Here is a 24,911-nt window from a genome sequence, read left to right on the forward strand (position 1 = left end):
AGCATGCTCGAAGAAGCCGAAGGTGACGGAGTTCGCAATATCGGTGAAGAAGGCGCGCAGGAAGCGGTTGAATCGCTGCACCGCGTTAGCGCCGAATATCTCGACCTGCGGCCACACGAGCGCGCCAACTTCTCTATCGTGCTGTTGGGCGCGGAATCCGACGATATTCCCGTGTTACTGGCCAAGAGCCTAACACGGCTAGTCGATCAGAGCCCGGATGTGCGCTGCGACCTTGTCGTTACCCATGACGACCCGGCGCGGCTGCGCGATCTATACGAAAGTCAGAACCGGCGGATGGGGGCCGATTTTGACAATAACGCGACGGGTGACCCGAGCCGGTCCTTCATGTCGCGGCTGCGGATCAGCCTCGTCGGCCCGGACCGGCTGGCGTCTTCGCAAACCGGCAAGGGTAGCGATCTTGTTTTGCTGCAGGACGTGATCGCGCGCTCGGCAACGGTCCGCTGGGTCGAGGGCGAAGCGATCAGCGACGAGGTCGACTTTGCAACGCATGTCCCAACGTCGCGATCGAAGCGCTATCCATTCAGGAAACGCAGCGTTGAGTCTGGTCTGTATCTGACCGCCACGGTTCAACCCAACGCCGTTATCGCCTGGACCAATGCCCTGCGCGATGTGCTGATGCGGCAAGTGTCCACGCGGACCGCGCCGTGGCTGCCGCTGCGCACCGCTGAATTTGTCGATACAGGCGTTGCCGATGTGCTAAAACGCGCGCACAGCCTGGCCAATTGGGTGGTGACGTTTGATCGGATCGCCGATCGTCGACTGATCGTGCAGGATGATCGTCGCATCATCCGCTATTTCTCGACGCCAAATTCAGCCCATAATGTGATTGTGTCGGCAGAGGTCAGCAGTCGCGACCTCGGCGATCGCCTGGACAATGATCTCGCCAAGCTGTTGCCGAACGCCTCGATCGAGCTGCGCACTGCGGTGTTGCAACGCCTGCATGCGACAGCGGCACGCCTGTCGGGTGCGGTGGTGATGAAGGCGGCGCAGTGGCAGAATTTCGCGCAAGAGCTGATCGGCTTGGTCCTGGCGCAACGACGTCTGGAAGGCTGGTTCGCCGAGGGCGGCGAGCATGCCGCGGCCTGGTTCTTCCTCGATGACAATCGGTCGTGGCTCGACCTGCGCGGAGAGATGGCCGATATTTTGTCGGTCGCCTTCACGAGCGACGCCGGTGGCCCGGTTATCAAGATCGCCATAGCCGAAGCAAAATATTGCACGGCTGGCACGATCAGCAAGATGCGGACGACGTCGCTTAGGCAGCTCGAGGCGACGTTCACCGAGATGCATCGACGGCTGCAACAATCGGAGACCAGTCTCGATCCGTCGATCTGGCGCAACCGCATTGCGGACATGTTGCTCGAGCAAATGGATCCGTTCGATACGGTTGCTGGTATGAGCCAGCTCGAATGGATCGAAGCGCTGCGCCAGGAAAGCGTACGTATCGAGGTCAGCGGCCATTCGATGGTGTTCAGCTACGATCTGCCCAATGCGCCGAACGCACCGATCATGCCCGATATCGATATGCCAGCGGAAGAACGCCGGCCGCTGGCGCAATGGGTTCACGGCCAAGCTGAAGTTGTGGCCCTTCTCACCGCAATGGGTGAAGATCAGCCAGCCCCGCCACTGAACCTGCCAGCGGGCTGGCCAGGCGGCGGCGACAGCGCTGGCGATGTGGCGTCAGATGGGGGCGATGATGGCCCGCCCCCTCTCCCAACCCCGTCACCGCCCGATGCTAGAGGCGCGACAAGCGACAGCGGTACGGCCAGCCGCACCGACCCGACGCACCACCGCGATGCCATGGCAGCGGACAACCTCGATCACGACGCGGCGATGACGGGAGCGGAGCCGGTTGCCGCACCTGTCACGACTTCAGGCGGTCCGGCGGGTGATGGCAAGTCGGATCCATCAGACACTGACATTGCACTGCACGGCGACGCTGGTGCGGATGAGCCGACGGCTACGGACAAACCAGGAAACGGCACCGAAATAGTGGACGCTGGCGACGGCGCGTCCACCGCCAGCGACACGCCGACAGGTTGGCCGCCAGCGATTGCTGATGCGCTAGCGCGGATGAGCGAAGTCGACGACCAGGCGCAGGGCGAAGCGTGGTTAAAGACGATTGTCCAGGACCTGCAGAATGCCTTGCAAGCCGAAGGCATGGACGCGCCGATCATTGAATCGCGACTGACCCCAAATAGCGGCCTCATTTATGTGGGCGCGCGGATGCTCACGGTCGGCTGGCTCGAACGGCGCCAGACCGATTTGATGACCCGGCACAGCATCGAGATCATGCGGATCACGCCGCAGCGCGGTAGTATCGCCATCGCTGTCAAACGGCCGGAACGCGCGATCTTGCATTTGGCTGATGCGTGGCTACGGCAAGTGCCGAGCCGCAACGCCGGACCAGGCGAGCGCTTCGCACCAGTGGTCGGTGAAAAGGAAGATGACGGCAATCTGCTGTACCTTCCCTTGGCTGGCGATTTTGGCGGGCAACCGCGCGCTGCACCCCATACGTTGGTGTCGGGCAGCACGGGCAGCGGCAAGGGCATCCTGGTCACCAATTTGATGCTCGATCTCTGTGCGCGCAACGCGCCCGATGAAGTTGAGCTCTACCTGATCGATCCAAAGCGCGGCCTCGATTACAATTGGGCGCGGCGGCTGCCGCACCTGCGGGGCGGGATCATCTCGGATCAGGCCGAAGCGGTGACCCTGTTCGAAAAGCTCGTTGTCGAGATGGAAGAGCGCGATGCGCTGATCTCGCAGAGAGGCTATCGCAACATCAACCAGTTCAACGAGCGTGTCTCACCGAGCGAGCGCCTGCCGCGCGTGGTGGTGTTCTTCGACGAAGTCGCCAACTGGATGCAGGACGAGGACTTCAAAAAGGCTGTTGAGACATTGCTCAACAAGATCGCCACGCGTGCGCGGGCGGCGGGCTTGCATCTCGTGATGATTTATCAGCGTGCCGATGTGCAGGTGATGACGATGCAGCTGCGCACCAACCTCGGCAACCGGCTGATCCTGCGACTGCCAGACGAGGGCAGCTCCAAAATCGCCCTTGGCGAGAAAGGTGCTGACCGTTTGCTCGGCAAGGGTCATTTGATCGCCAAGCTCGACAGCGACGAGAAGATCTACGCGCAAGTCCCCTTCATCGATGAGGACGATGTCGAGGAGCTGGTCGATGCCATCGTGGCGACGTGGAAACGCGGCGCGCCCGCCCAGCAATGATCGTGGCGCATGCGGTCGGAAAGCGCTTGCGTGGCGCGCTCTATATTCACCGAAACGCGATTGCGGATTTGCCAGCGGCCGAGCGGGAATTGATCGAGCGGGCGAGCCGCTTGGTTGAGGATTTCAGCTGGAACGTCGCGCGCATTGATCCCGGTGATATCGTTGGGCTGCTCGACTATCTCGCGTTTGATAGCGATGCTTTTCCAGCGCTTGCGCGCGCCGCTCTGGTCGACGTCAGTGCGCGAAGCGTGCGCTTCACAAACTACCAAAAGTCCCCCAATCCGCTGATCCTCCACCGCAAGGAATTGCTGGTGCGCTTGGACCATCCAAATCGGGCTGCGTGGGCAGCGCTGACGGTGGAGCTGGAGCTGCTTGGCTTGTTCCGTGATTGGAACCGGATCGGCCGCCGCGAGGTGTGGAACACGATGCTGGCGGATGCAGGACGTGATGGGCAGGGGCAGATGATCGCATGAGCGCAGCGCAGCCCGTGCAGCGGCATCGTACGGCGATGGTACGCCACAGCATGTCGCAGCCCATGTCGCTGATGGTTCAGCACGGCGTGATCCATCCCGGGGTCAGCGTGTTCGACTATGGTTGCGGTCAAGGGGACGACCTGCGCGCGCTGGCGACAGCGGGGATCAGCGCGGCAGGCTGGGATCCGCATTTCTGTCCCGAGCAGTCGCGCCACGCGGCCGATGTGGTCAATCTGGGCTTCGTGCTCAATGTAATTGAGGATAACACCGAACGCCGCGAGGCGCTGGTCACGGCGTGGTCGCTCGCCACCCGAGCGCTGGCCGTCTCGACAATGATTGTTGGACAGGTTCCGACCGAAGGTCTGAAGCCCTACCGTGATGGCTATTTGACCAGTCGTGGCACGTTCCAGAAGTATTTCTCGGTGCCTGAGTTGCGCACACTGATCAGCGACGCCTTGGGACGCGCGCCAGTCTCGGCCGCGCCGGGCATCTTCTTCGTGTTTCGGGCAAGCGAAGATGAGGAAGAGTTTCTCCTGCGCCGCCGGATTGGTCGCCGCTCGAGTACGCTGGCCTATCGTGCGCCGCGGCCGCGTCGAGAGGCGCAGCTGCAACCAGCCGCCAGCGAGCGGGTTGCCGAGGCGCTCGCCCATCTGGCGGAACTGACGCAGCTGCGAGGTCGGACACCAGTCGTTGAAGAAGTGTCTGCCGATGTACTCGAGCAGCTCGCCAGCGAGCGCGTCTCGCTATCACGCGCGCTCGACCTGATGTTGGATGGCCCGCTCAGTCAGGCGGCGTTTGACACCGCAGCCGCGGCGATGCGCGAGGATCTGCTGGTCCATTATGCGCTGGCGCGGATCAACCGGTCGAGCACGGCTGACCGACCAAGCCCAGCGATGGTCCGCGACGTCCGCGCGCATTTTGGGAGCCAGCGCGAAGTGATGGCTGCGGCGATGGACTATCTGATGGCGCTGGCTGACGAGCAAAAGGTCGGCGGTGCCATGCTAGAGGCGGCGGCAAGCGGTGTCGCAGCGCGCGATCAGAAAGGTCGTTTGTTGCTCGACGCTCGCGCCAGCGAAGCGTTGCCAGGCGTATTACGCGTGTATCTCGGCTGCGCGACCTATCTCGCGGGCGAGCCCGATCCCGACGGACTGATCCGGATTGATAGCCAGCAGCGCAGCGTCACCTATTTGCCGCTGGACGACCGCAAAGCAACATTCCCATCGTCGAGCAGCGCAACGGTCGTCGATCTCAAGCGACAGACGGTGCGCGCGCACGACACGCGACGTATGCTCATCGCGCGAAGCCAAGTTCTCGGCAAAGCAACACGCGCGCAGCGCGAAGCCGAAGCAACGCTTCGTCGCGGGCGAGAGTTGGGGGAGGCCGTGCTGATGATCCGGACAGATTAGATGGCGAAGCTGCCGAAACCAAACCCCCGCCGGTCAAGCATTCCGTTCGCTCGATGGAGACGCGCTCGTCGTCGATCAAGCCCTGCTCAAATTCGCAGCTACTTCTGAGATCGACGACTCCGTCCGCCCCCCTTCTGGCCGCCGCTTCTGAAGAGCGAAATCAATTTCCATTTGCAGCTGGCCGCATTCACTTGCAGCTTCCGGAAATGACGGGGCGGGAAGCTGGCGGATCGCTTGCCAGGATCAGGTTTGAGGCAACCAAGGACGCGCTTTATGTCGCGAATAGCGGCAGCGCGTTCGACCAGGCCGGCGTCATTTCGATTTGCCGGCAGAATTTGAGCGCCAAGGGAGCGAGCGCTCAGGACATCAGCCTGCCTTCCTGCGCCGATGCCGATCTTGTGCCCGCAATCCAGGCGCGCCAGCTCGAACTCTACCGCATCGACCCGAACCTGCTGCTCGAGAACCGCAATGCCGAGGACGAGGCGACGCGCGACTATGCCGGCCGCTGCCTTCTCGAGCTGCTCCAGAACTCAGACGATGCGATGGCACCGGTTGGCTCCTCGCCCGCCGAACTCATCGGCGCGAAGGGGCTCGGCTTCAAGTCGGTGCTGGAGCTGACCGACAATCCGCAAATCTTTTCCGGGCCCTTCCGCTTCCAGTTCGATGTCGGGCGCTCGCGCGCCCTCCTTGCCGACCATCCCCATGCCGACCGCGTCGGCGTGTTCCGCCTGCCGCACATGCTCGATCCCGACGCGCGCGCGGGCCAGCTGCTCCGCGCTGGCTTCTCGACCGTGATCCGGCTGCCCTTCCGCGATGCCGCGGCGCGGACGCTCGCGCTCGCTGAGCTCCGTGCGCTCGAGCCGCATTTCCTGCTGCTTGCCCAGCATCTGGAGGCCGTGGAAATCCGCCTTGAGGGGGGCGAGCGGCGGGACCTTGTGCGAAGCGGGCCGCGCGGCAGCCTGGCCGGGGCGTTGGCAACGCTTCGGGTCCGGGCGGGAAAGGAAGCATGGCGCGAGAGCCAGTGGCGGGTGTGGCGCGATGTCTGGCCGCCCGAGCATGACCGCTCCAAGCGGCTGAGCGTCGCCATCGCGCTCGAGCTTCAGGGCGGCGTGCCGGCACCGACCGCCGAGCCGCTGCCCGTGTTCGTTTTCTATCCGACCGAAGACCAGGTCGCCGCGCGCTTCCTCATCCACGGCGCCTTCGACGTCCAGGGCAACCGCAAGCATGTCCGCCAAGGCGACAATGACACCGCCTTGCTCGACCGGATGGCGGCTTTGGCGTCGCGGATCGCGCTCGACATTCCGGCCGAGGCGACCCTGGCCGTCTTCCGCGAAATTATCGACGCAGCACCCGCGCGTAAGCAAAAGGCCGTCGACCGGCAGCTGCAGTTCCGGATCATGGGGGCACTTCGCGAAACTGCGTTTGTGCCGGTGGTGGGGCGTGCCCGCAGCAAGGAGATTCCGCGAGCCGCGCGGATCAGCGCGCCGGGTTTCGCGGCATTGCTCAGCCCGCAAAAGCGCGCGGTGGCCGAGGCGGCGATCGCCCGGCCCGAGCTCGAGCCGGGCGTCGACGTGCTGGCGAAGCTGGGCAGCACGCGGCTCGTCCAGCATGAATATGCAGCACTTCTCCAGCATGCGCGCTGCCCGACCATCGACGCCTGTATCACCGCTGCCGGCGTCATGCTGCGCACCTGCCTTACCGGACATGTCGGTGCAGCGACGCTCACCCGCCTGCACGCTGCGCCGATCTGGCCGACTGGCGACGGGTCGGTGCGCTCGCTCAAGGACGGGCCGCCGCTGCTCCTCGAGCGGCCCGCCGACTGGCCTGCCTGGAGCGCGGCCGATGCGCTGGCGCCCGCATTCGTCGCTGCGGTATTTCCGGGCAAGGCGGTCGGCAAGGACTGGTTGCCGCTGATCGACGACGCGCTCCACCGCACGCTCGAGGCCTATCTGGACGCCTGCCTCGCGCCGACGCTCGCCGATTGGGGCGACGCCGATTGGGAGCGGCATGGCTGGCAAGCGCTCGAACGCATCGCTGACTGGGCCTCGCTCGGCGAGTTCAACGCCATGAAGCCCTATGCGCCCCCGAAGGGTGGCGAGACTGCCAGAGATGCGCTTGCGGAAGTGGCGCGAGTGCCGACACCGCGAGCCTGGGTGCCTGCGCGCCACAGCTTTGCCCGCACCGAGCTCGGCGCGCCGGCCTGTTTCGGCCGCTTTTACAAGGAGGTGCCGGGCCGATATCTGTGCAGTTTTCCGAGCGAGGCGCGCCAGCGTTTCTCCCGCGAGACCTGGCGCGCGCTGCTGCGCTATCTCGGTGTCTCCTGGGAGCCTAAGATCTGGGCATTCGATGATGACATCGGTGCCGAGCTCGGCGCGCCAAACGAGCGGGACTTCTGGCACGCCCAGACCGAGACGCTGCGCTATCGCGGCCAGGACTGGTATCTCGAGGCCTTTCCCGAATGCCTCGGCGACGACGTGCCGGCCAGCTCGCTGATGACGATGGTCGAGGACGTCCAGCGCGCCGCCGAGAGCCTGGAAGGCGCCTATTACAAGCAATCCAACTCGACGACGGCCCATCAGCCAAGGCCGTTCAAGTCGTTCGTACAATTCCAGCTGCGCCGCACCGCCTTCCTGCCGGTCCGCCCAAACATCTTCGGTACGGCTCATGCGGTCGGCAGCAAGGCCTATTGGCCGAGGCGCGGCATCCCCGGCGTCACGCAAAATCTCGATCTCCTCGGCATCAAGGAGCCGCGCCGCGCCCAGCTGCGAAACAGTGTCGGGAAGGCGCTTGCCATCCGCAGCGAGCTTCCCACCGGCTGGGACGAATGGATGGAATGGAACAAGGCGCTGGTGACCGCCGCAAGGGAGAACCGGGTTCCCGGCGGCGCGCGCACAGCCCGCGTCTTTTACGAGGCGCTGCTCGACATGCGCTTCACCCATTGCGGCAATCCTCCCGACACGCTCGTGTGCGTGACTGCAGGGGCCGACGGAGGGCTGGAAGCGGTGCCCCGCGCCCAGGCGGCGTGGATCGACAAGCCGGCGCTCGCGGCACCCGAGATTCTCGACGCGCTCGCCCAGGCGGGCCTTCGCTATTTGCCGCCGCTTCTGGACCGTGGCGCCAGCGCGCCAGAGCGATTGAAGACGCCGCGTGCCTCGGCGCTGGTCCGGATTACTCCGGACTATAGCCCCGCGGACGGGTCAACTCGCCGCTATGAGAAGTTGCTGCAATCGCGCTGGCGGGCAATCGCGGTGCAATGCGAGGCCAAGCGTGTCCGTCCGCCCGCCGTCCCGAAATTGCGGATGGTGAACGGTCTCACTCTGTCGATCGGGCTTGGCGAAACGCCGGTTACCCAGATCAGCGCCTCCAACTTCCTCGAAGGCGATGTCTGGCTCATCGATCTGACCAACGTCACCGACGGTCTGGCGAGCGCCCTCGCCGAAGGCGTGGGGCATGGGGCAGATCTCCGCTATCGCTTTGCCGCCATCCTCAGGGCCAGGAACCGCGACGAGGTCATACGAGCGCTACTCGAAGACGGCATTCCGCCCTACCAGCTCGCCGCAGTGCGCCTGGAGGATGATCCTGAGCTTGATGAAGAGGAACCGGAATCGGCCGCTCCATCGGACGACGGCAGGAAGGAGGCGGATGGCGGCGGGACCGAGCCGCCCGCACCGCCACCACCACCTCCTCCTCCACCGCCGCCTCCTCCGCCATCGCCCGGCCAGACCGCCGATCCGTCCCGGCGTCTCGGCGCGACTTATTACGCCTCCGGGGATCTCTCCAATCGTCCGCTGTATGATCCTGAGCCGGGCCAGGGCGGCGGTGGCGGCGGCGGCAATGGGAATTCCTGGTCCCAACGCCAGCAAGAGCTCGGTGCCGATGGCGAGGCCTGGCTGGCAGCGCGCGTCGCAGCCACTGCACCCTCTGGCACGACGATTGAACGCAATGCCCGCGACGCGCTGAACGGGGAAAGCGACATCGTGGTCAACCGCCCTGACGGTGCCTGGCATGTCGAGGTAAAGACGCTCGCCACCGAACGAATCTATTGGTCCGATCTCGAGCGCGGCAAGGCGGAGCGCAATCGCACTCGCTACGCGATGTGCCTGCTCGTACCCTTCGCCTACACTTACCGGCTCTTCTGGAGCTGGGACCCGCTTCAGGACCTGCTCCCTTGCGAGCGGCGCATGCAGTATCAATGGGCGACCGAACATCCTGGGCCCAGATTGGCTGCCGGCAGCTGGGCCCCGGTGAACGGTGTGCCGACACCAGAGCGGCTGCCAGACCGCGCCACCGCGGTGATCCGGATCCAGACCGCGCACCTCGCGTCGCTCGCGCCGGACGACTATACACTCGCGGGATTGTGGGCACGGCTGGCAGCGGCGGGATGAAATCCTCTAAGCCAGCGCCTTCCGGAGATCGATCGATCCGTCAGATCCAAGACGGAAGAAGTACGACAACGGTCGGCCGGCGATGTCGTCGAGAAGGTCAACTGACATCGAGGCTGCCGGACCGAAGTCGATGGGATTGTCGAGGACGCGCGGCTTCACCTCCGCGTCGGTCGCGACATGCGCGATGTACGAATTGCGGTGCGCGACTTTGAGGCCGTTCACAATCTGGCGGAAGGCCTTCACCTTTCGGTCGAGGTCCTTCGTTCGCTCAGGACCAAGCCCCTCTCGCTTCAGAGCGCCGAAGAGGGTCTGAAAGGATCGATTGGTTTTCCCGTCGTCGTCGAGAGCTGCCAGCCGAGAGACGATATCGCGGCTCGCGCTCTCAAGGAGGATTGCCTCCACCTGGAACTCCTCGCGCGACATCTCGCGCATGCGCTCAAAGCGCATCCGGGTGACGTAAGAGTATATCGTGATTAGCAGCCATAGGATGTCCTGTTGAAGACCCGCCTGGATCTTTTTGGAAGAAGATATAGCGCGGGCCATGCCGCGCATGTAGGTGTCGGATCAGCAAAGACAATGTATACGAGAATGACTTCAACCCCAGCAGGCAGACCCGTCAGGCTCAACAAGACACGCCAGCGCCCTAACACCGCCAGGCGGCCGTTGATGCCTTTCACATTATAGGTCACGGTCTTCACCGCCCAAGAAGTGCGTTGATGGCAGACTCGTTCCGGCCGAGCCCAGCTTCAGGAAATCGTCGGGCCGGATCGACCGCGCCCGAACTGCCAGTCGATCCCTGCCGCACGCAGGATGCCCGACGCCGTCTTCCCGATGTTGCGTTCGAGTACCTTGCGCCACGGGACCAACGTGAAGTCCCGCGATCGCTCGACGACAGCGAAACTCCCGCCTTCAAGATCCAGCCGTCGGGCGATCTTGCCCTCAATCCGCTCGCCGATCCGGGCCGGCTTAAACCGTTTCCCGATATCGTCGCCGATCCGCTCGCCGGCGTGTTGCAATTCACGCTGGCGCAGCGTGTCCAACGCGCCGTCTCGATATCGAAACGCGGACCGCTCGCCGTCCGCCAACTGCTGCTCGATCAGCCATTGCCGCCGCGCTGCCAAGGCAGTGCGTACGTCGCGCCCGTAGCCAACATCGCGGACAGCCCCGTGACCGCCCTCGGCAAGCTCCCGATCGAGCCAGGTCGGCGCGTCCTTTCCGGCAAGTTCGGCGACCGGCGACTGCGAAAGGACCGACAGCATCACGGGCCGGTCGCGCTGCTGGCGCTGGGCCAATGCTTCCGCGCGAGCGAGGTGGTCGTCGGGGATCGACCAACTGCCGTCGGCCAGGCGCTCGGGACCGGCACGTTCCCGCCGCATCGCCTCGAGCCGGCGGACATGGCTCGCCGCAAAGGTCTCGCTGGCGTTGGGGTCGTGACGAAGGTGGAGATCGACCGAATAATGGCCGCCATTGGCGCGCGCCACCGCATCGACGGTGCGATCGGCCTGCGTCGCCTCGATCCGCGACGGCGTGATCCGCACTGTCCCACTTCCCGGTACGGCCGGCGTGGCGTCGCCCCGGCCGATATCGACATAATGGACCCGGCCATCGACGCCGTCGATCATCAAATAGTGCCGGTCGCGATGCTCGTCCGAGAAGCCGCGGCTAATCACGCGTCCCACCAGCGGCTCGCGCAGGTCGCTCGACACCACCTGCTCGACGCCCGCCCGGTCGAGACGCCGCGCGGTCAGTTCGCGCTGCATGAGCCGAATAACATCGCCGCGCTCACCCATCCGGCGCAGCGTGTCCTCCAACCCTTCGGCGAGCCGGTAGCGGCCACCGCCGACATCCTCGGCCAGGTCCATCGCCTTGAGCTTGCGCAGCCTCCCAGCCGCGACCGATTGCTGGAACGGATCGTTGTCCGTCGCCGCCACGGTACGATCGACATCCATGCGACGAAGCAGGCGCCGGTCGATCGCGGTCAATCGATCCTGGTCGACATCACGACGAAGCCGCGCCTCGATCTCCTGGTCGGTGCGTGGTCCCAGGTCGAGCGTCACCAGTTCGGACGCGCGCTCGCGCAGCCCGTGTGCAATATACTCGCGCGCGATGATGAGGTTGTCGCCACGGTCATCGACGCCGCGCAGCACGACATGGGTGTGCGGGCGCTCGGTGTTGAAGTGGTCGACGGCGACCCAATCGAGCCTGGTGCCCAGGTCCTGTTCGACCTGCGTCATCAGCCGCCGGACATAGGGCTTGAGGTCGGGATATTCGGCCCCGTCTTCGGCCGAGACGATGAAGCGAAATTGATGCCGGTCGCCGGCGGTGCGCTTGAGGAAATCGTTGCCGTCGGCGCGGTCCTCCTGCGGACCATATAGTTCGCCCGGCAATCCCTCGCGCGTAACCCCGTCGCGCTGGATGTAGCGCATGTGCGCACGCGCGACCTGGCCGGCCTTTCCCTGCAGGCGGATGAGGCTCGCCTTAACCACCGCCCGGCGACCGCGATATCCGGCCAGCCGATCCCGGCTCGAAAGCAAGCGGCCGATGCTCGCCCCGCGCCCGATTCGGCTGCCGTCGAAGCGGGGGGCGCGGACGCCGGTCTTGGTGCCGGCGAGTCGAGCGGCGGCGAGGATGCGACCGCCGTATTTGACGACCTTCTTGCCATCCTTGGGTCGCTTGCGGCCGAGCTTGGGCGTGAAGTCGTCGTCAGGCATGGCACCACGCCTGGGTCTCGCGATTTCGGGGCAATGGCGGATTTCCGCCATTTCCTACATGACTATCTCGCGCGGCGTAGAGTTCGGGGCGGGTCCGGGCAAAGTGCAGTCGCGCCGCGCGGGCTTCGGCAAGGCCCGGTGCGGAGGCCTCCCATGCCGCTACTGCCTCGCAGAGCCTGCCTGATCGCTCGAGCAGCCTGTCGGCGAGCGCGACCACGACAAGGTTCGGCGTGACCTCGGGCCGAACCGCCAGCAGCCGGTCCAGCGCCTGCGCCTCGTTCCCGGGGCCAAGCCGGTCGGCTAGGACGGCCAGTGCAATCCCCGCGGAGCGCCCCACGCCGTGGAAGCAATGCACCAGCATCGAGCGATCGGCCCAAGACCGCGCGAAGATGATCGCCCGTTCGACGTCTTCCAGCGTCGCCACGCGGATGCCGAGGCTATCCGTGTCAACGTCTTCGAACTGGAGGACGAGATGCGCTCGGCCCGGATCGGGCGCGAACCGGAGTCGCAGGTTCGGCCGGGCACCCGGTTCCTCGATCGTGATTACGGCGTCGAACTTGCGCTTGTGTCGCTTGGCCTGCGGCAGGCTTCCGACAGCCACGCCGCCGGGCTCGGGTGAAGCGAGCGGAGTTGGCTTGATGTATTTCGACATGGTTCGTGCTCACGGGGTTTAGTTCAGAGCAAAGACAACCACCGCACCGCTTTTGGGAACGTGCCGGTCCAGTTCGGTACCGACACGTTCCCTGCCAGCGTCAGGCGCGGCGCGCCGCCGGGAAGACCGGGCGGAGGATCTTTCCACCATCGCGCAGTTGATCGAGATAGTCAGACCAGCGCTGCATCATGACGACGCGCTCATCCCAATATTCGCCACGGGCATAGGCGCGCCGGACCTGGTTGGTATCGACGTGGGCGAGCTGGCGTTCGATCGCGTCGGGGTTCCACTCGCCCATCTCGTTGAGCAGCGTTGCGGCCATCGCCCGGAAGCCGTGCGCGGTCATCTGGTCGGTCGTGTAGCCGAGCTTGCGCAGGCCTTGGTTGACGGCGTTCTCCGACATCGCCTTGCGCGGCTTGCCGAGGCACGGGAACAGATACTTCCACCAGTGCGTGTGCTCGTGAAGTTCCTTGAGCATCTCGATCACTTGGCGTGACAACGGCACCCGGTGCGGCCGGCGCATTTTCATCCGTTCCGCTGGGATGAACCAGATAGCCTCTTCGAAGTCGATGTCCGTCCACTCGGCCTGTCGGAGTTCGCCGGGACGAAGCAGCACATGCGGCGATAGGCGCATCGCCATGACGGTCACCTTGTGCCCCGTGTAGCCATCGATCGCCCGGAGCAGCGCACCGACTTCGGATGGCCGGGTGATGGCTGCGAAGTGCTTGACCTTGGGCACGGCGATCGCGCCGCGAAGGTCAGCCGCGACGTCCTTGTCGCATCGCACGGTTGCCACGCCATAGCGAAACACCCGGCTGAGCACGCTGCGCATGCGCCGCGCGCTTTCATAGGCGCCCGTCGCCTCGACCTTTCGTAGCACAGCGAGGGCTTCATGCGGAGTGATCTGCGCGATCGGGATGGTGCCGATCAGCGGATATGCCTTGGCGAGAAGCCAGCGGATCTTGTCGACGGTCACCGGCGCCAAACCGTCGCGCTCGCATTTGATGAGCCATTCCTCGGCGACCGCCTGGAAAGTGTTGGCAGCGGCATATTTCGCGGCGATCCGCGCGCGCTTCTTCTCAAGCGCCGGGTCGATCCCCTCCGCGATCTTCTTCTTGGCCTCGTCGCGCCGCGCCCGTGCCTCGGCGAGGCTAATGGTTGGCCAGCCCCCGAGATGAAGCTTCTTTTGCTTGTCCAGGAAACGGTAGTTGAAGCGCCACAGCTTCGAGCCGTTGGGCTGGATGACGAGATAGAGGTTTTGAGAATCGGAAAGGTTCCAGGCCTTCGCTCTCGGCTTGGCCGCATTGATCTGGATGTAGGTCAGCATGGTCGTTTTCCCAGCAATGCCGGGTCGATCCGAGGGCAACAAAAAGGGCAGCATTTGTGGTCGCTGCACATGCCCTTAGCCGGATTTCGCCGGACGGTGTCTGGCGATTCTCGGTCTAAAAATGCTGTGAAACCAGCCGCTTACTGGACGCTACTGGACGCATCCAGAGCCAGTATTGGTGCCCAGAAGAGGACTCGAACCTCCACGCCCTTGCGAGCGCCAGCACCTGAAGCTGGTGCGTCTACCAATTCCGCCATCTGGGCACGGGGTAGGCGCGCGGCTCTATGAGCGGGGCGGGAGGTTGTCAACCGCGCGGTCGCGGCTTGTCGGCGCGAGCGCGACGCGGCATGGAAGCGACGGACCCGGGACAAGAGGCGCGTCGTGAAGGACAAAGTCGTAACGCTGATCGGCGGTGGCGGATTTATCGGCCGCTATATCGCGCAGGAATTGCTTGCCGCGGGCGCGCGCATCCGCATCGCCGAACGCGATCCGCGCCGCGCCTGGTTCCTGAAGCCCCTTGGGGGCCTCGGCCAGACGCAGTTTGCGGCCTGCGACGTGACCAAGCCGGATACGGTGGCGCGCGCGGTCGCAGGTTCGGATGCGGTGGTCTATCTGGTCGGCACATGGGGACCGAACTTCAAGGGTCTGCAGGAGGACGGCCTGCGCGCGGCCGCGGACGCCGCCAAGGCGGCGGGCGCCGAGGCTTTCGTCGACATCTCCACGATCGGCGCGAACGCCGAATCGGATTCGAAATATTATGCGACCAAGGGCGCGGGCGAGGCCGCTGCACGGTCGGCCTTTCCCGACGCCGTGATCCTGCGTCCTTCGGTGGTGTTCGGGCCGGAGGATAAATTCATCAACCGCTTCGCCGCGATGGTGGCCGCGATGCCGGTGGTGCCCGTGCTCAAGCCCAAGGCGCGGTTCCAGCCGGTTCATGTCGTGGACGTCGCCAAGGCGGTGGCACGCGTGCTGGCGGAGCCGGACGCGCATGCGGGCAAGACCTATGAACTCGCGGGGCCGGAAGTGATCGCCATGGGCGAGCTGATCGGCTGGCTCGCGCAGTCGATCGGGCGTGCGCCTGCGATTGCCGAGTTGCCCGACGTCGCGGGCGATTTGCTGTCGCTGTTCGGCTTCCTGCCCGGCGCGCCGATCAAGCGCGACCAGTGGAAGATGCTGCAAACCGACAATGTCGCGAGCGGTACGCTACCCGGCCTGTCCGCGCTCGGCATCGCGCCGACGCCGATGGAGGCGGTCGCGCCCGGATGGCTGGTCCGCTATCGCAAGGCCGGCCGGTTCGGCGTGCGCGCCGCCGCCTGAATTTTTCCGGCGCGCGGTCAGCCGCCGCCATTAGGGGCTTTCCGTGTCCGACATCATCGCCGCCATCATCCTCGGCATCGTAGAGGGCGTGACCGAGTTCATTCCGGTCTCCTCGACCGGTCATCTCATCCTCGCGAGCGCGCTGCTCAAATACGACCCGGCTTACTGGGCGCTGTTCAACATCGTCATCCAGTTGGGCGCTATTCTGGCGATCGTCGTGCTGTACTGGCGGACCTTCTGGGCGGTCGGCATGGGGTTGCTGCGGTTCGATCCGACGTCGGTGCGGTTCGTCCGCAACCTGCTGGTCGCGTTCATTCCAGCAGCCGTGCTCGGTGTATTGCTTCATAAGCAGATAGAGGCGCTGCTGGGGTCGCCAATCACGGTCGCGGTTGCGCTGATCGTGGGAGGTTTCGCGATCCTGGGAATCGAGCGGTTCGTGCGCGAAGGCAACGTCAAAGGCGTCGCCGACATCCCGCTGCCCAAGGTTGTCGGAATCGGGCTGATCCAGTGCCTGGCGATGGTGCCGGGGGTCAGCCGGTCGGGTGCGACGATCCTGGGCGCGCTAAGCCTTGGGGTCGAGCGGCGCACCGCGGCCGAATTCAGCTTCTTCCTCGCCATCCCGACGATGCTTGGCGCGACCGTGCTCGAACTGGTCAGCAAGCGGCACGAGCTGGCGGCGGGCAACACCGTCGGGTTCGGGTTGATCGCCATCGGTTTCGTCGTCGCGTTCCTTGTCGCCCTGATCGTGGTGCGGTGGTTCGTCGGACTGGTCGGCCGGACGGGGTTCAGCCCGTTTGGCTGGTACCGAATCGGCGTTGGAGCGATTGCCCTCTTTCTCCTGCTTAAATGAGTCCGATCCGGGCGTTAAATCGGAAATGTTGATCGCCTACCGAACCTCCAGCGCTGAAAACGACGGTATTAAGGACAGCTTTATTGTCCTAATTGTCCGATTCTGCGTGACGAAGAGATAGAATCACGATACCGGCCGCTTCGAAAGGAACGGGCGATGGCCGGGGATATGCTCAAATTTGTGCAGGTTTCGCAGGCTTACCCGCCCAAGCGCGAGGCCGAGGCGCGCGCGGAAGATTTTCGCGAAATTGCCGACCGCTACGCCGTCCCGACCGCCGAAGAACAGTCGGCGCGCTGTTCGCAATGCGGCGTGCCTTATTGCTCAGTGCATTGCCCGTTGCACAACCATATCCCCGACTGGCTGCGGCTGACAGCGGAGGGTCGGCTGCGCGAGGCGTACGAGCTGAGCAACGCCACGTCGACCATGCCCGAAATCTGCGGCCGCATCTGTCCGCAGGATCGGCTGTGCGAAGGCAATTGCGTCATCGAGTTTTCTGGTCACGGCGCGGTGACGATCGGGTCGGTCGAGAAGTTCATCACCGATACCGCCTGGGAAGCAGGCTGGGTCGAGCCACTGGCGCCGGGCCGCCCGCGTGGCCAGTCGGTGGGGATCGTCGGAGCGGGGCCTGCCGGGCTTACCGCCGCCGAGCTGCTTCGCGTCGCAGGCTATGACGTGCACGTCTACGACCGGCACGATCGCGCCGGCGGGTTGCTGACGTACGGCATTCCCGGCTTCAAGCTCGAAAAGCCGATCGTGATGCGCCGCGTCGACCGATTGAAGGCGGGCGGGATCGTGTTCCACGAAGGGTTCGAAGTCGGTCGCGACGCGACCCTAGAGGAATTGCGCGAGCGCCACGACGCTCTGCTGATCGCGACCGGCGTCTACAAAGCGCGCGGGCTGAGTGCGCCCGGGGCGGACCAAAGCGGCGTGATCGAAGCGCTCGATTACCTCACCGCCTCCAACCGCAAGGGGTTCGGCGACGCGGTGCCCGAATTCGACAGCGGCGCGCTGGACGCGGCAGGCAAGAACGTCGTCGTGGTCGGCGGCGGCGACACCGCGATGGATTGCGTGCGAACCGCGATCCGCCAGGGCGCGGCGTCGGTCGCGTGCCTGTATCGCCGCGACCGCGACAACATGCCCGGCTCTCAGCGCGAGGTCGGCCATGCCGAGGAGGAAGGCGTCGAGTTCGTCTGGCTTTCCGCCCCGCAAGCGTTCGGTGGCCAGGACAAAATCGAAAACGTCCTGATCGCCCGCATGCGGCTCGGCGCGCCCGACGCCAGCGGCCGCCGCGCACCCGAACCCGACGGCGCCCCCGCCGAAGTCCGTGACGCCGACATGGTGATCAAGGCTCTCGGCTTCGACGCCGAAGATCTGCCGACGCTGTTTGACTCCCCCGAACTCGGCGTGACGCGCTGGGGGACGGTGCTGGTCGACAATGCCAGCCTGATGACCAGCCTGGACGGCGTCTTCGCCGCAGGCGACATCGTCCGCGGCGCGAGCCTGGTGGTGTGGGCCGTCCGCGACGGGCGCGATGTCGCGGGACACATCGACAAGTATCTGCGTGCGAAGGCGAAGGAAGAGAGGAAAGCGGCGTGAGGGGCGCGGCGGCGATCGCCGTGGGCGTGGCGTTGCTGGTTGCTGCGCCGGCGCATGCCTGCGTGCGAACCGTCTTTACCGAGACGCTCGGCAAGCCGTTGAGCAAGCGTGCGCAGGCCCGGTTCGATGCGCAGGTCGCGAAGCAGATCGCAACGGAACGTCTTACACGGATCGCTGCCGAGGTGCGCGAGGGACGCGTCGACGTTGCAGTCGGGCTGGCCGACATGCTGATCCCGAACGTGCGAGCGGTGCGGATCTGGCAGAATAGTTGCGGGGACAGCAACGAATATGACACGCTCGGCAGCGCGAAGAACCTGTGGGACGGGAGCGAATTCGACGGTACCGAGCTTGAGGGTCTCGATCCAGAAACCAACGGGGCCTATTATCGCAGGATTGGTTACAACCCTGGCGCTTGCAACGTCGAGTTTCGCGCAAGTTTCGCTGCCTTGTTACGCGCCCGCGTGCGACCGGAGGTGCTCGATCAGGCCTATATCGCGCTCGCCTTCGACCGCGGCGACGGTAGCTATTACCGATATTATGATTTTGTCGGCGAAAAACGTGAACCGCCGGTGAAGCTTCACGGTGACTTCTCGAGCGCACGCGCAAAGCGGACGCCGATGTGGAAAGTGCTCGACCCGCAAGGCTCGGTCGGCCGGGCGGTCGATGAATTCTGGGCGAGTGTTGGCCCCCGAATGGCCGATGACGGCTTTGTCTGCCCGCGGATGCGGGCCGGCTTCTTCAACAGCCGCGAGGCGTGGTTGGCCGAACTGCGCAAGAGACCCGATTATCAGCGGCTCGTACGCGAAGCGGCCCAGCGCCGCGCCATGCGCGGCCAGCCCGCGCTCAAGGAGACCGGCAAGTGACCGACCAACGCGCCCGCCTCGCCGCCGAGGGGATGTATCGTCCCGAGTTCGAATCCGACGCCTGCGGCGTGGGCCTCGTCGCCGCGACCGACGGCCTCGCCTCGCGCCGCGTCGTGCAGTCGGCGATCGATGCGCTTAAGGCGGTGTGGCATCGCGGCGCGGTCGATGCCGACGGCAAGACCGGCGACGGCGCGGGCATCCATATCGACCTGCCGCACAAATTCTTCGACGAGGCAATCCAGGCGTCGGGGCATAAGGTCGCCGACAACCGGCTCGCGGTCGGGATGATCTTCATGCCGCGCACCGATCTGGGCGCGCAGGAAGCGTGCCGGACGATCGTCGAAAGCGCGATCATCGAGGCGGGCTATACGATCTACGGCTGGCGCCAGGTGCCGGTCGACGTGTCGGTGATCGGCCGCAAGGCGCAGGAAACGCGGCCGGAGATCGAGCAGATCATGATCGCGGGCCCCCTGCCCGACCAGCAATCCGCCGAGGAGTTCGAGAAAGACCTCTATCTCGTCCGCCGCCGGATCGAGAAGCGCATCATCGCGGCGCAGATCAACGGCTTCTACGTCTGTTCGCTGTCGTGCCGGTCGATCATCTACAAGGGCCTGTTCCTCGCGGAGTCGCTGTCGGTCTTTTACCCCGACCTCAAGGACCCGCGGTTCGAGAGCCGCGTCGCGATCTTCCATCAGCGTTATTCGACCAACACCTTCCCGCAATGGTGGCTGGCGCAGCCGTTCCGCTGTCTCGCGCACAATGGCGAGATCAACACGATCCGCGGCAACAAGAACTGGATGCTCAGCCACGAGATCAAGATGGCGGCGACCTCGTTCGGCGAGCATTCGGAGGACATCAAGCCGGTGATCCCGGCGGGCGCGTCGGACACCGCCGCGCTGGATGCGGTGTTCGAGGCGATCTGCCGCTCGGGCCGTGACGCGCCGACCGCCAAGCTGATGCTGGTGCCCGAGGCGTGGGGCGGCAAGGGCGAGATGCCCAAGGCGCATCTCGATATGTTCAAATATCTCGGCAGCGTGATGGAGCCGTGGGACGGCCCGGCCGCGCTGGCGATGACCGACGGGCGCTGGGCGGTGGCGGGGATGGACCGTAATGCGCTCCGTCCCTTGCGCTATACGCACACGTCCGACGGGCTGCTGATCGTCGGGTCGGAAAGCGGGATGGTCGTCGTGCCGGAGACGATGATCGTCGAGAAGGGCCGGCTCGGCCCCGGCCAGATGATCGCGGTCGACCTCGACCAGGGCAAGTTGTTCCACGACCGCGAGGTCAAGGACCGTATCGCCGGCGAGCATGACTATGCCGCAATGATCGGCAAGTTCCTGACGCTCGACGACTTGAAGACGCCAAAGGGCGATCACGTGACGCGGTTCGACCGCGCCGAACTGATGCGCCGCCAGGTCGCCGCCGGCCAGACGATCGAGGATATGGAGCTGATCCTGTCGCCGATGGTCGAAACCGCCAAGGAAGCGATCGGGTCGATGGGCGACGATACGCCGCTCGCGGTCATTTCGGACAAGCCGCGCCTCATCAGCCAGTTCTTCCGCCAGAACTTCAGCCAGGTCACCAACCCGCCGATCGACAGTCTGCGCGAGCGCCATGTCATGTCGCTCAAGACGCGCTTCTCCAACCTCGCCAACATCCTCGACACCGATGGGGCGCAGGACGGCGTGCTGGTGCTGGAAAGCCCGGTGCTCGACGGCAGGGACTGGGCGCGACTGAAGGCGCATTTCGGCGCCGCGGCGGCGGAGATCGACTGTACCTTCGCGTCGGGCGGCGATGTCGATGCGCTGCGCACCGCGATCCAGCGCATCCGCAACCAGGCCGAACAGGCGGTGCGCGAGGGCAAGAGCGAATTGTTCCTGTCCGACCGCGACATCGGCGAGGACAGGGTCGGCATTGCCGGGGTACTGGCGGCGGCGGCGGTGCACACGCACCTCGTCCGGCGTGGCTTGCGCTCATACTGCTCGATCAACATCGAGACCGCCGAATGCCTCGACACGCATTATTACGCGGTGCTGATCGGGGTCGGCGCGACCACGGTCTATGCCTATCTGGCGGAAGCCGCGATCGCCGATCGCCACGCGCGCGGCCTGTTCGGCGAATTGAGCCTCGACAAATGCCTCGCCAACCACCGCAAGGCGGTCGACGAAGGGCTGCTCAAGATCATGTCGAAGATGGGGATCGCGGTGATCTCCAGCTATCGCGGCGGGTATAATTTCGAGGCGGTCGGACTGAGCCGCAGCCTGGTCAACGACCTGTTCCCCGGCATGCCGGCGAAGATTTCTGGCGAAGGCTATGCGTCGCTCCATCTGAACGCGCAGTTGCGGCATCAGGCGGCGTTCGATCCGGCGGTGGCGACGCTGCCGATCGGCGGTTTCTATCGCCAGCGGCACACTGGCGAGACGCATGCCTATTCGGCGCAGTTGATGCACTTGCTGCAAACCGCCGTCGCGACCGACAGCTATTCGACCTACCAGAAATTCTCGCGCGGGGTCGCCGACCTGCCGCCGGTCTATCTGCGCGACTTGCTCCAGTTCAACTATCCCGGCGAGGGCATCCCGGTCGACCAGGTCGAACCGATCACCGAGATCCGCAAGCGCTTCGTGACGCCCGGCATGTCGCTGGGCGCCCTCAGTCCCGAGGCGCACGAAACGCTGGCGATCGCGATGAACCGCATAGGCGCGCGCGCGGTGTCGGGCGAAGGTGGCGAGGACAGCATCCGCTTTGAGCCCTACGAGAACGGCGACAACGCCAATTCGGGGGTCAAGCAGATTGCCAGCGGCCGGTTCGGCGTGACCGCCGAATATCTCAACGCGTGTGACGAGATCGAGATCAAGGTGGCCCAGGGCGCGAAGCCCGGCGAGGGCGGGCAATTGCCCGGCTTCAAGGTCACCGAGTTCATCGCCAAATTGCGCCATTCGACGCCCGGCGTGACGCTGATCAGTCCGCCGCCGCACCACGACATCTATTCGATCGAGGATCTGGCGCAGCTGATCTACGACCTCAAGCAGATCAATCCGCGCGCCCGCGTGTGCGTGAAACTGGTCAGCTCGGCCGGGATCGGCACCGTCGCGGCGGGCGTCGCGAAGGCGCATGCCGACGTCATCCTGGTCGCAGGGCACAATGGCGGCACCGGCGCTTCACCTCAGACCAGCATCAAATATGCCGGAACGCCGTGGGAAATGGGGCTGTCGGAGGTCAACCAGACGCTGACGCTCAACGGCCTGCGCGGTCGCGTGAAGCTGCGCACCGACGGCGGGCTGAAGACCGGGCGCGACATAGTCATCGCCGCGATCCTGGGCGCGGAGGAATTCGGCATCGGCACGCTGTCGCTGGTCGCGATGGGCTGCATCATGGTGCGGCAATGCCATTCGAACACTTGCCCGGTCGGCGTCTGCACGCAGGACCCGGCCTTGCGCGACAAGTTCACCGGGTCGCCGGAGAAGGTCATCAACCTGATGACCTTCATCGCCGAGGAAGTCCGCGACATCCTTGCGCGGCTGGGCTTCCGCAGCCTGGACGAGGTGATCGGCCGCACCGAATTGCTCCGTCAGGTCAGCCGCGGGGCCGAGCATCTCGACGATCTCGACCTCAACCCGATCCTCGCCAAGGTCGACGCGAACGACGACCAGCGCCGGTTCAGCCTGGGCACATGGCGCAACGACGTGCCGGACAGCCTCGACGCACAGATGATCAAGGACGCCGCGCACGTCTTCTCGCGCGGCGAGAAGATGCAGCTCACCTATTCGGTGCGGAACACGCATCGCGCGGTCGGCACGCGGCTTTCGTCGGAAATCACGCGGACGTTCGGGATGAACAAGCTCGCCGACGGCCATGTCACCGTCCGGCTGCGCGGATCGGCGGGACAAAGCCTGGGCGCGTTCCTGTGCAAGGGGGTGACCCTGGAAGTGTTCGGCGACGCGAACGATTATGTGGGCAAGGGGCTGTCGGGCGGTACGATCGTCGTGCGCCCGGTCGTGTCGTCGCCCCTCAGATCCCAGGAAAACACGATCATCGGCAACACCGTCCTCTATGGCGCGACCAGCGGGCGGCTGTTCGCGGCGGGACAGGCGGGCGAGCGGTTCGCAGTGCGCAATTCGGGCGCGACGGTGGTGGTCGAAGGATGTGGCGCGAACGGCTGCGAATATATGACCAACGGCATTGCGGTCGTGCTCGGCGCGGTCGGCGCCAATTTCGGCGCGGGCATGACCGGCGGGATGGCGTTCGTCTATGACGCGAGCAAGAGCTTCGAACGCCGCGCCAACGGCGAATCGATCCTGTGGCAGCGGCTGGCCTCGGCGCATTGGGAGGCGGTGTTGAAGAATTTGGTCCGGGCGCACGCCGTCGCGACCGACAGCGCCTGGTCGCAATCGTTGCTCGACGACTGGGATCGCACGCGTGAGGCGTTCTGGCAGGTGGTGCCCAAGGAAATGGTCGGACGAATGGCGCACCCGCTCGACGACAGCGAGGTGCTGGTCGCGGCGGAGTAGACACTTCAAATCGCGGGAGCAAAGTGGTATGGGACGGTGTTACCGATAATCGATCGGATGTGTGCCATGCGTAAGATTACCCTGTTTCTTCTCGCCGCGACTGTGGCGACTCCCGCTCTCGCTCGCGATCGTTACGACGCCCCGCCGCCGCGCGACGACGTGCGCGCCACCGCTCGCGCGTTGAGCGATCCGCGCGTGCAGGCCGGTGTCGCGGTGCTGCTTGACCAGCTCACGACCGCCGTGCTCGACACGCGCGTCGGCCCGCTCGCCGATCTTGCGCCCGATTCGGACATCCGCCCCGATGACACGGTCGGTTCGGTGCAGGCGCGTCGCGATCCCGCGTTCCGCAACAAGCTCCGCATGGGCACCGTCGGCGCCGTAGCGGTCGCCGGCCGCGCCGCGAGCGATGCCGCGGCGATGACCGATTCGATCGACGCCACCGCCGCCCGGCTGCAGCGGATTATCGACTCCTATCGCCGCTGACCGGGTTGCCGCCTCACCCCGGCGCTCGCTAGGGTGAGGTCATGTGGCAGCTTTATCAATTCCCGCTCTGTCCCTTCTCGCGCAAGGTCCGGCTGCTGCTGGGCGAGAAGGGTGTCGGCTACACGCTGATGCGCGAAAATCCTTGGGAGCGGCGCGACGAGTTCATCGACATGAACCCGGCGGGGCAGACCCCGGTCATCGCCGACCCCGAGCGCGACGTCCGCCTGATCGATTCGCTCGTCATCTGCGAATATTTCGACGAGACGGTCGACAAGGCGCAGATGATCAACGGCACCGCGGCGCAGCGGGCGGAAATCCGGCGGCTGTCGACCTGGTTCGACACCTTCTTCTACCGCGACGTGACCGAGAAACTGCTCGGCGAGCGGATGATCAAGCGGATCGTCACCAAGCAGGGACCCGACGCCAAGGTGCTGCGCGAGGCGATGAAGTCGGCGGTCGAATATCTCGACTACACCGATTACCTGCTAGGGCGGCACAACTGGATGGCGGGGTCGACGCTCAGCCTCGCCGATCTTGCCGCGGCGGCGCAGATTTCGGTCGCGGACTATCTCGGCGGAATAGACTGGAAGAGCCACGAGGAAACCGCGCGCTGGTATTCGGGGATGAAGTCGAGGCCCAGCTTCCGCCCTTTATTGAGTGAGCGGATGGAAGGGATACCGGCCGCACCCCACTATGACGACGTGAACTTCTGACATGCATGTGACGCACGACGCGGGCGCGCCGGCGGCGAAGCCGATCGGCTTCGACGATTTCCTGAAGGTCGACATCCGTGTCGGGACGATCGTTTCGGCGGAGCCGTTTCCAGAGGCCCGCAAGCCCGCCTACAAGCTCAGCGTGGATTTCGGCGAGCCGATCGGCGTCAAGCGATCCTCGGCCCAGATCACCGAGCATTACACCCCTGAGGAACTGGTGGGGCGTCAGGTTGCGGCGGTGGTCAATTTCCCGCCACGCCAGATCGGGCCGATGAGGTCGGAGGTGCTGACGCTCGGATTTCCCGATGCCGACGGCAAGGTGGTGCTGATCGCGCCGAGCGAAGCAGTGCCAAATGGCGGTCGGCTGTTTTAAGGACAAGC

The 24,911-nt window shown here is 65.1% G+C and carries 16 protein-coding genes and 1 tRNA gene; 12 read left to right on the forward strand and 5 right to left on the reverse strand.

What is annotated here, in order from left to right; genetic code table 11:
- Window positions 1-3: 3 nt before the first annotated feature.
- From J0J06_RS10275 to J0J06_RS10290, 4 genes are all read left to right on the forward strand, one after another.
- Complete coding sequence (locus J0J06_RS10275) at window positions 4-3,246, forward strand: FtsK/SpoIIIE domain-containing protein (protein WP_294041631.1); 3,243 nt, start codon at window positions 4-6, stop codon at window positions 3,244-3,246.
- Window positions 3,216-3,719 (forward strand): hypothetical protein, encoded by a 504-nt coding sequence (locus tag J0J06_RS10280; RefSeq protein ID WP_294041633.1) that lies wholly within the window; start codon window positions 3,216-3,218, stop codon window positions 3,717-3,719. The genes J0J06_RS10275 and J0J06_RS10280 overlap by 31 nt, the downstream gene beginning before the upstream one ends.
- Window positions 3,716-5,125, forward strand: a complete 1,410-nt coding sequence (locus J0J06_RS10285; RefSeq protein WP_294041635.1) for a DNA phosphorothioation-associated putative methyltransferase — start codon at window positions 3,716-3,718, stop codon at window positions 5,123-5,125. Before J0J06_RS10280 ends, J0J06_RS10285 begins: the two co-directional genes overlap by 4 nt.
- A 206-nt stretch (window positions 5,126-5,331) precedes the next feature.
- Window positions 5,332-9,510: a hypothetical protein gene (locus J0J06_RS10290; RefSeq protein ID WP_294041636.1), complete on the forward strand. Its 4,179-nt coding sequence runs from the start codon at window positions 5,332-5,334 to the stop codon at window positions 9,508-9,510.
- A 6-nt stretch (window positions 9,511-9,516) separates the two neighbouring features.
- Here J0J06_RS10290 and J0J06_RS10295 read toward each other — a convergent pair whose 3' ends face one another.
- The 5 genes from J0J06_RS10295 to J0J06_RS10315 form a co-directional block, all read right to left on the reverse strand.
- Complete coding sequence (locus tag J0J06_RS10295; RefSeq protein WP_294041638.1) at window positions 9,517-10,053, reverse strand: hypothetical protein; 537 nt, start codon at window positions 10,051-10,053, stop codon at window positions 9,517-9,519.
- A gap of 203 nt (window positions 10,054-10,256) precedes the next feature.
- Entirely contained in the window at window positions 10,257-12,272 is a 2,016-nt protein-coding gene (gene rlxS, locus J0J06_RS10300) for a relaxase/mobilization nuclease RlxS (RefSeq protein ID WP_294041640.1), read from the reverse strand.
- Complete coding sequence (locus J0J06_RS10305; RefSeq protein ID WP_294041641.1) at window positions 12,214-12,822, reverse strand: hypothetical protein; 609 nt, start codon at window positions 12,820-12,822, stop codon at window positions 12,214-12,216. The genes rlxS and J0J06_RS10305 overlap by 59 nt, the downstream gene beginning before the upstream one ends.
- A 151-nt stretch (window positions 12,823-12,973) precedes the next feature.
- The gene (locus J0J06_RS10310) at window positions 12,974-14,200 is read right to left on the reverse strand and encodes an integrase arm-type DNA-binding domain-containing protein (RefSeq protein WP_294041643.1); all 1,227 of its coding nucleotides are present in this window, start codon (window positions 14,198-14,200) and stop codon (window positions 12,974-12,976) included.
- Between the two features lie 176 nt (window positions 14,201-14,376).
- Window positions 14,377-14,463: transfer RNA gene (locus J0J06_RS10315), tRNA-Leu, on the reverse strand.
- 118 nt (window positions 14,464-14,581) lie between these two features.
- Here J0J06_RS10315 and J0J06_RS10320 point away from each other — a divergent pair.
- From J0J06_RS10320 to J0J06_RS10355, 8 genes are all read left to right on the forward strand, one after another.
- A complete protein-coding gene (locus J0J06_RS10320; RefSeq protein ID WP_294041645.1) occupies window positions 14,582-15,517 on the forward strand; it encodes a complex I NDUFA9 subunit family protein in 936 nt (311 codons plus the stop codon).
- Between the two features lie 43 nt (window positions 15,518-15,560).
- Window positions 15,561-16,367, forward strand: a complete 807-nt coding sequence (locus J0J06_RS10325) for an undecaprenyl-diphosphate phosphatase (RefSeq protein ID WP_294041647.1) — start codon at window positions 15,561-15,563, stop codon at window positions 16,365-16,367.
- A 156-nt stretch (window positions 16,368-16,523) separates the two neighbouring features.
- Window positions 16,524-17,963 carry an NAD(P)-dependent oxidoreductase gene (locus J0J06_RS10330; RefSeq protein ID WP_294041649.1) on the forward strand — a complete coding sequence of 480 codons (1,440 nt, stop codon included), beginning with the start codon at window positions 16,524-16,526 and terminating at the stop codon, window positions 17,961-17,963.
- Window positions 17,960-18,826 (forward strand): hypothetical protein, encoded by an 867-nt coding sequence (locus tag J0J06_RS10335; protein WP_294041650.1) that lies wholly within the window; start codon window positions 17,960-17,962, stop codon window positions 18,824-18,826. Before J0J06_RS10330 ends, J0J06_RS10335 begins: the two co-directional genes overlap by 4 nt.
- Before the next feature lie 32 nt (window positions 18,827-18,858).
- Entirely contained in the window at window positions 18,859-23,334 is a 4,476-nt protein-coding gene (gene gltB / locus J0J06_RS10340; protein ID WP_294042476.1) for a glutamate synthase large subunit, read from the forward strand.
- Window positions 23,335-23,400: 66 nt separating this feature from the next.
- Window positions 23,401-23,817, forward strand: a complete 417-nt coding sequence (locus tag J0J06_RS10345; protein WP_294041652.1) for a hypothetical protein — start codon at window positions 23,401-23,403, stop codon at window positions 23,815-23,817.
- A gap of 41 nt (window positions 23,818-23,858) precedes the next feature.
- Window positions 23,859-24,530, forward strand: coding sequence for a glutathione S-transferase family protein (locus tag J0J06_RS10350; RefSeq protein ID WP_294041653.1), 672 nt, complete (start codon window positions 23,859-23,861; stop codon window positions 24,528-24,530).
- A 1-nt stretch (window position 24,531) separates the two neighbouring features.
- Entirely contained in the window at window positions 24,532-24,903 is a 372-nt protein-coding gene (locus J0J06_RS10355; protein WP_294041655.1) for a tRNA-binding protein, read from the forward strand.
- Window positions 24,904-24,911 lie beyond the last annotated feature (8 nt).

This window comes from Sphingomonas sp. (assembly GCF_017304615.1).
Classification (GTDB): Bacteria; Pseudomonadota; Alphaproteobacteria; order Sphingomonadales; family Sphingomonadaceae; genus Sphingomonas.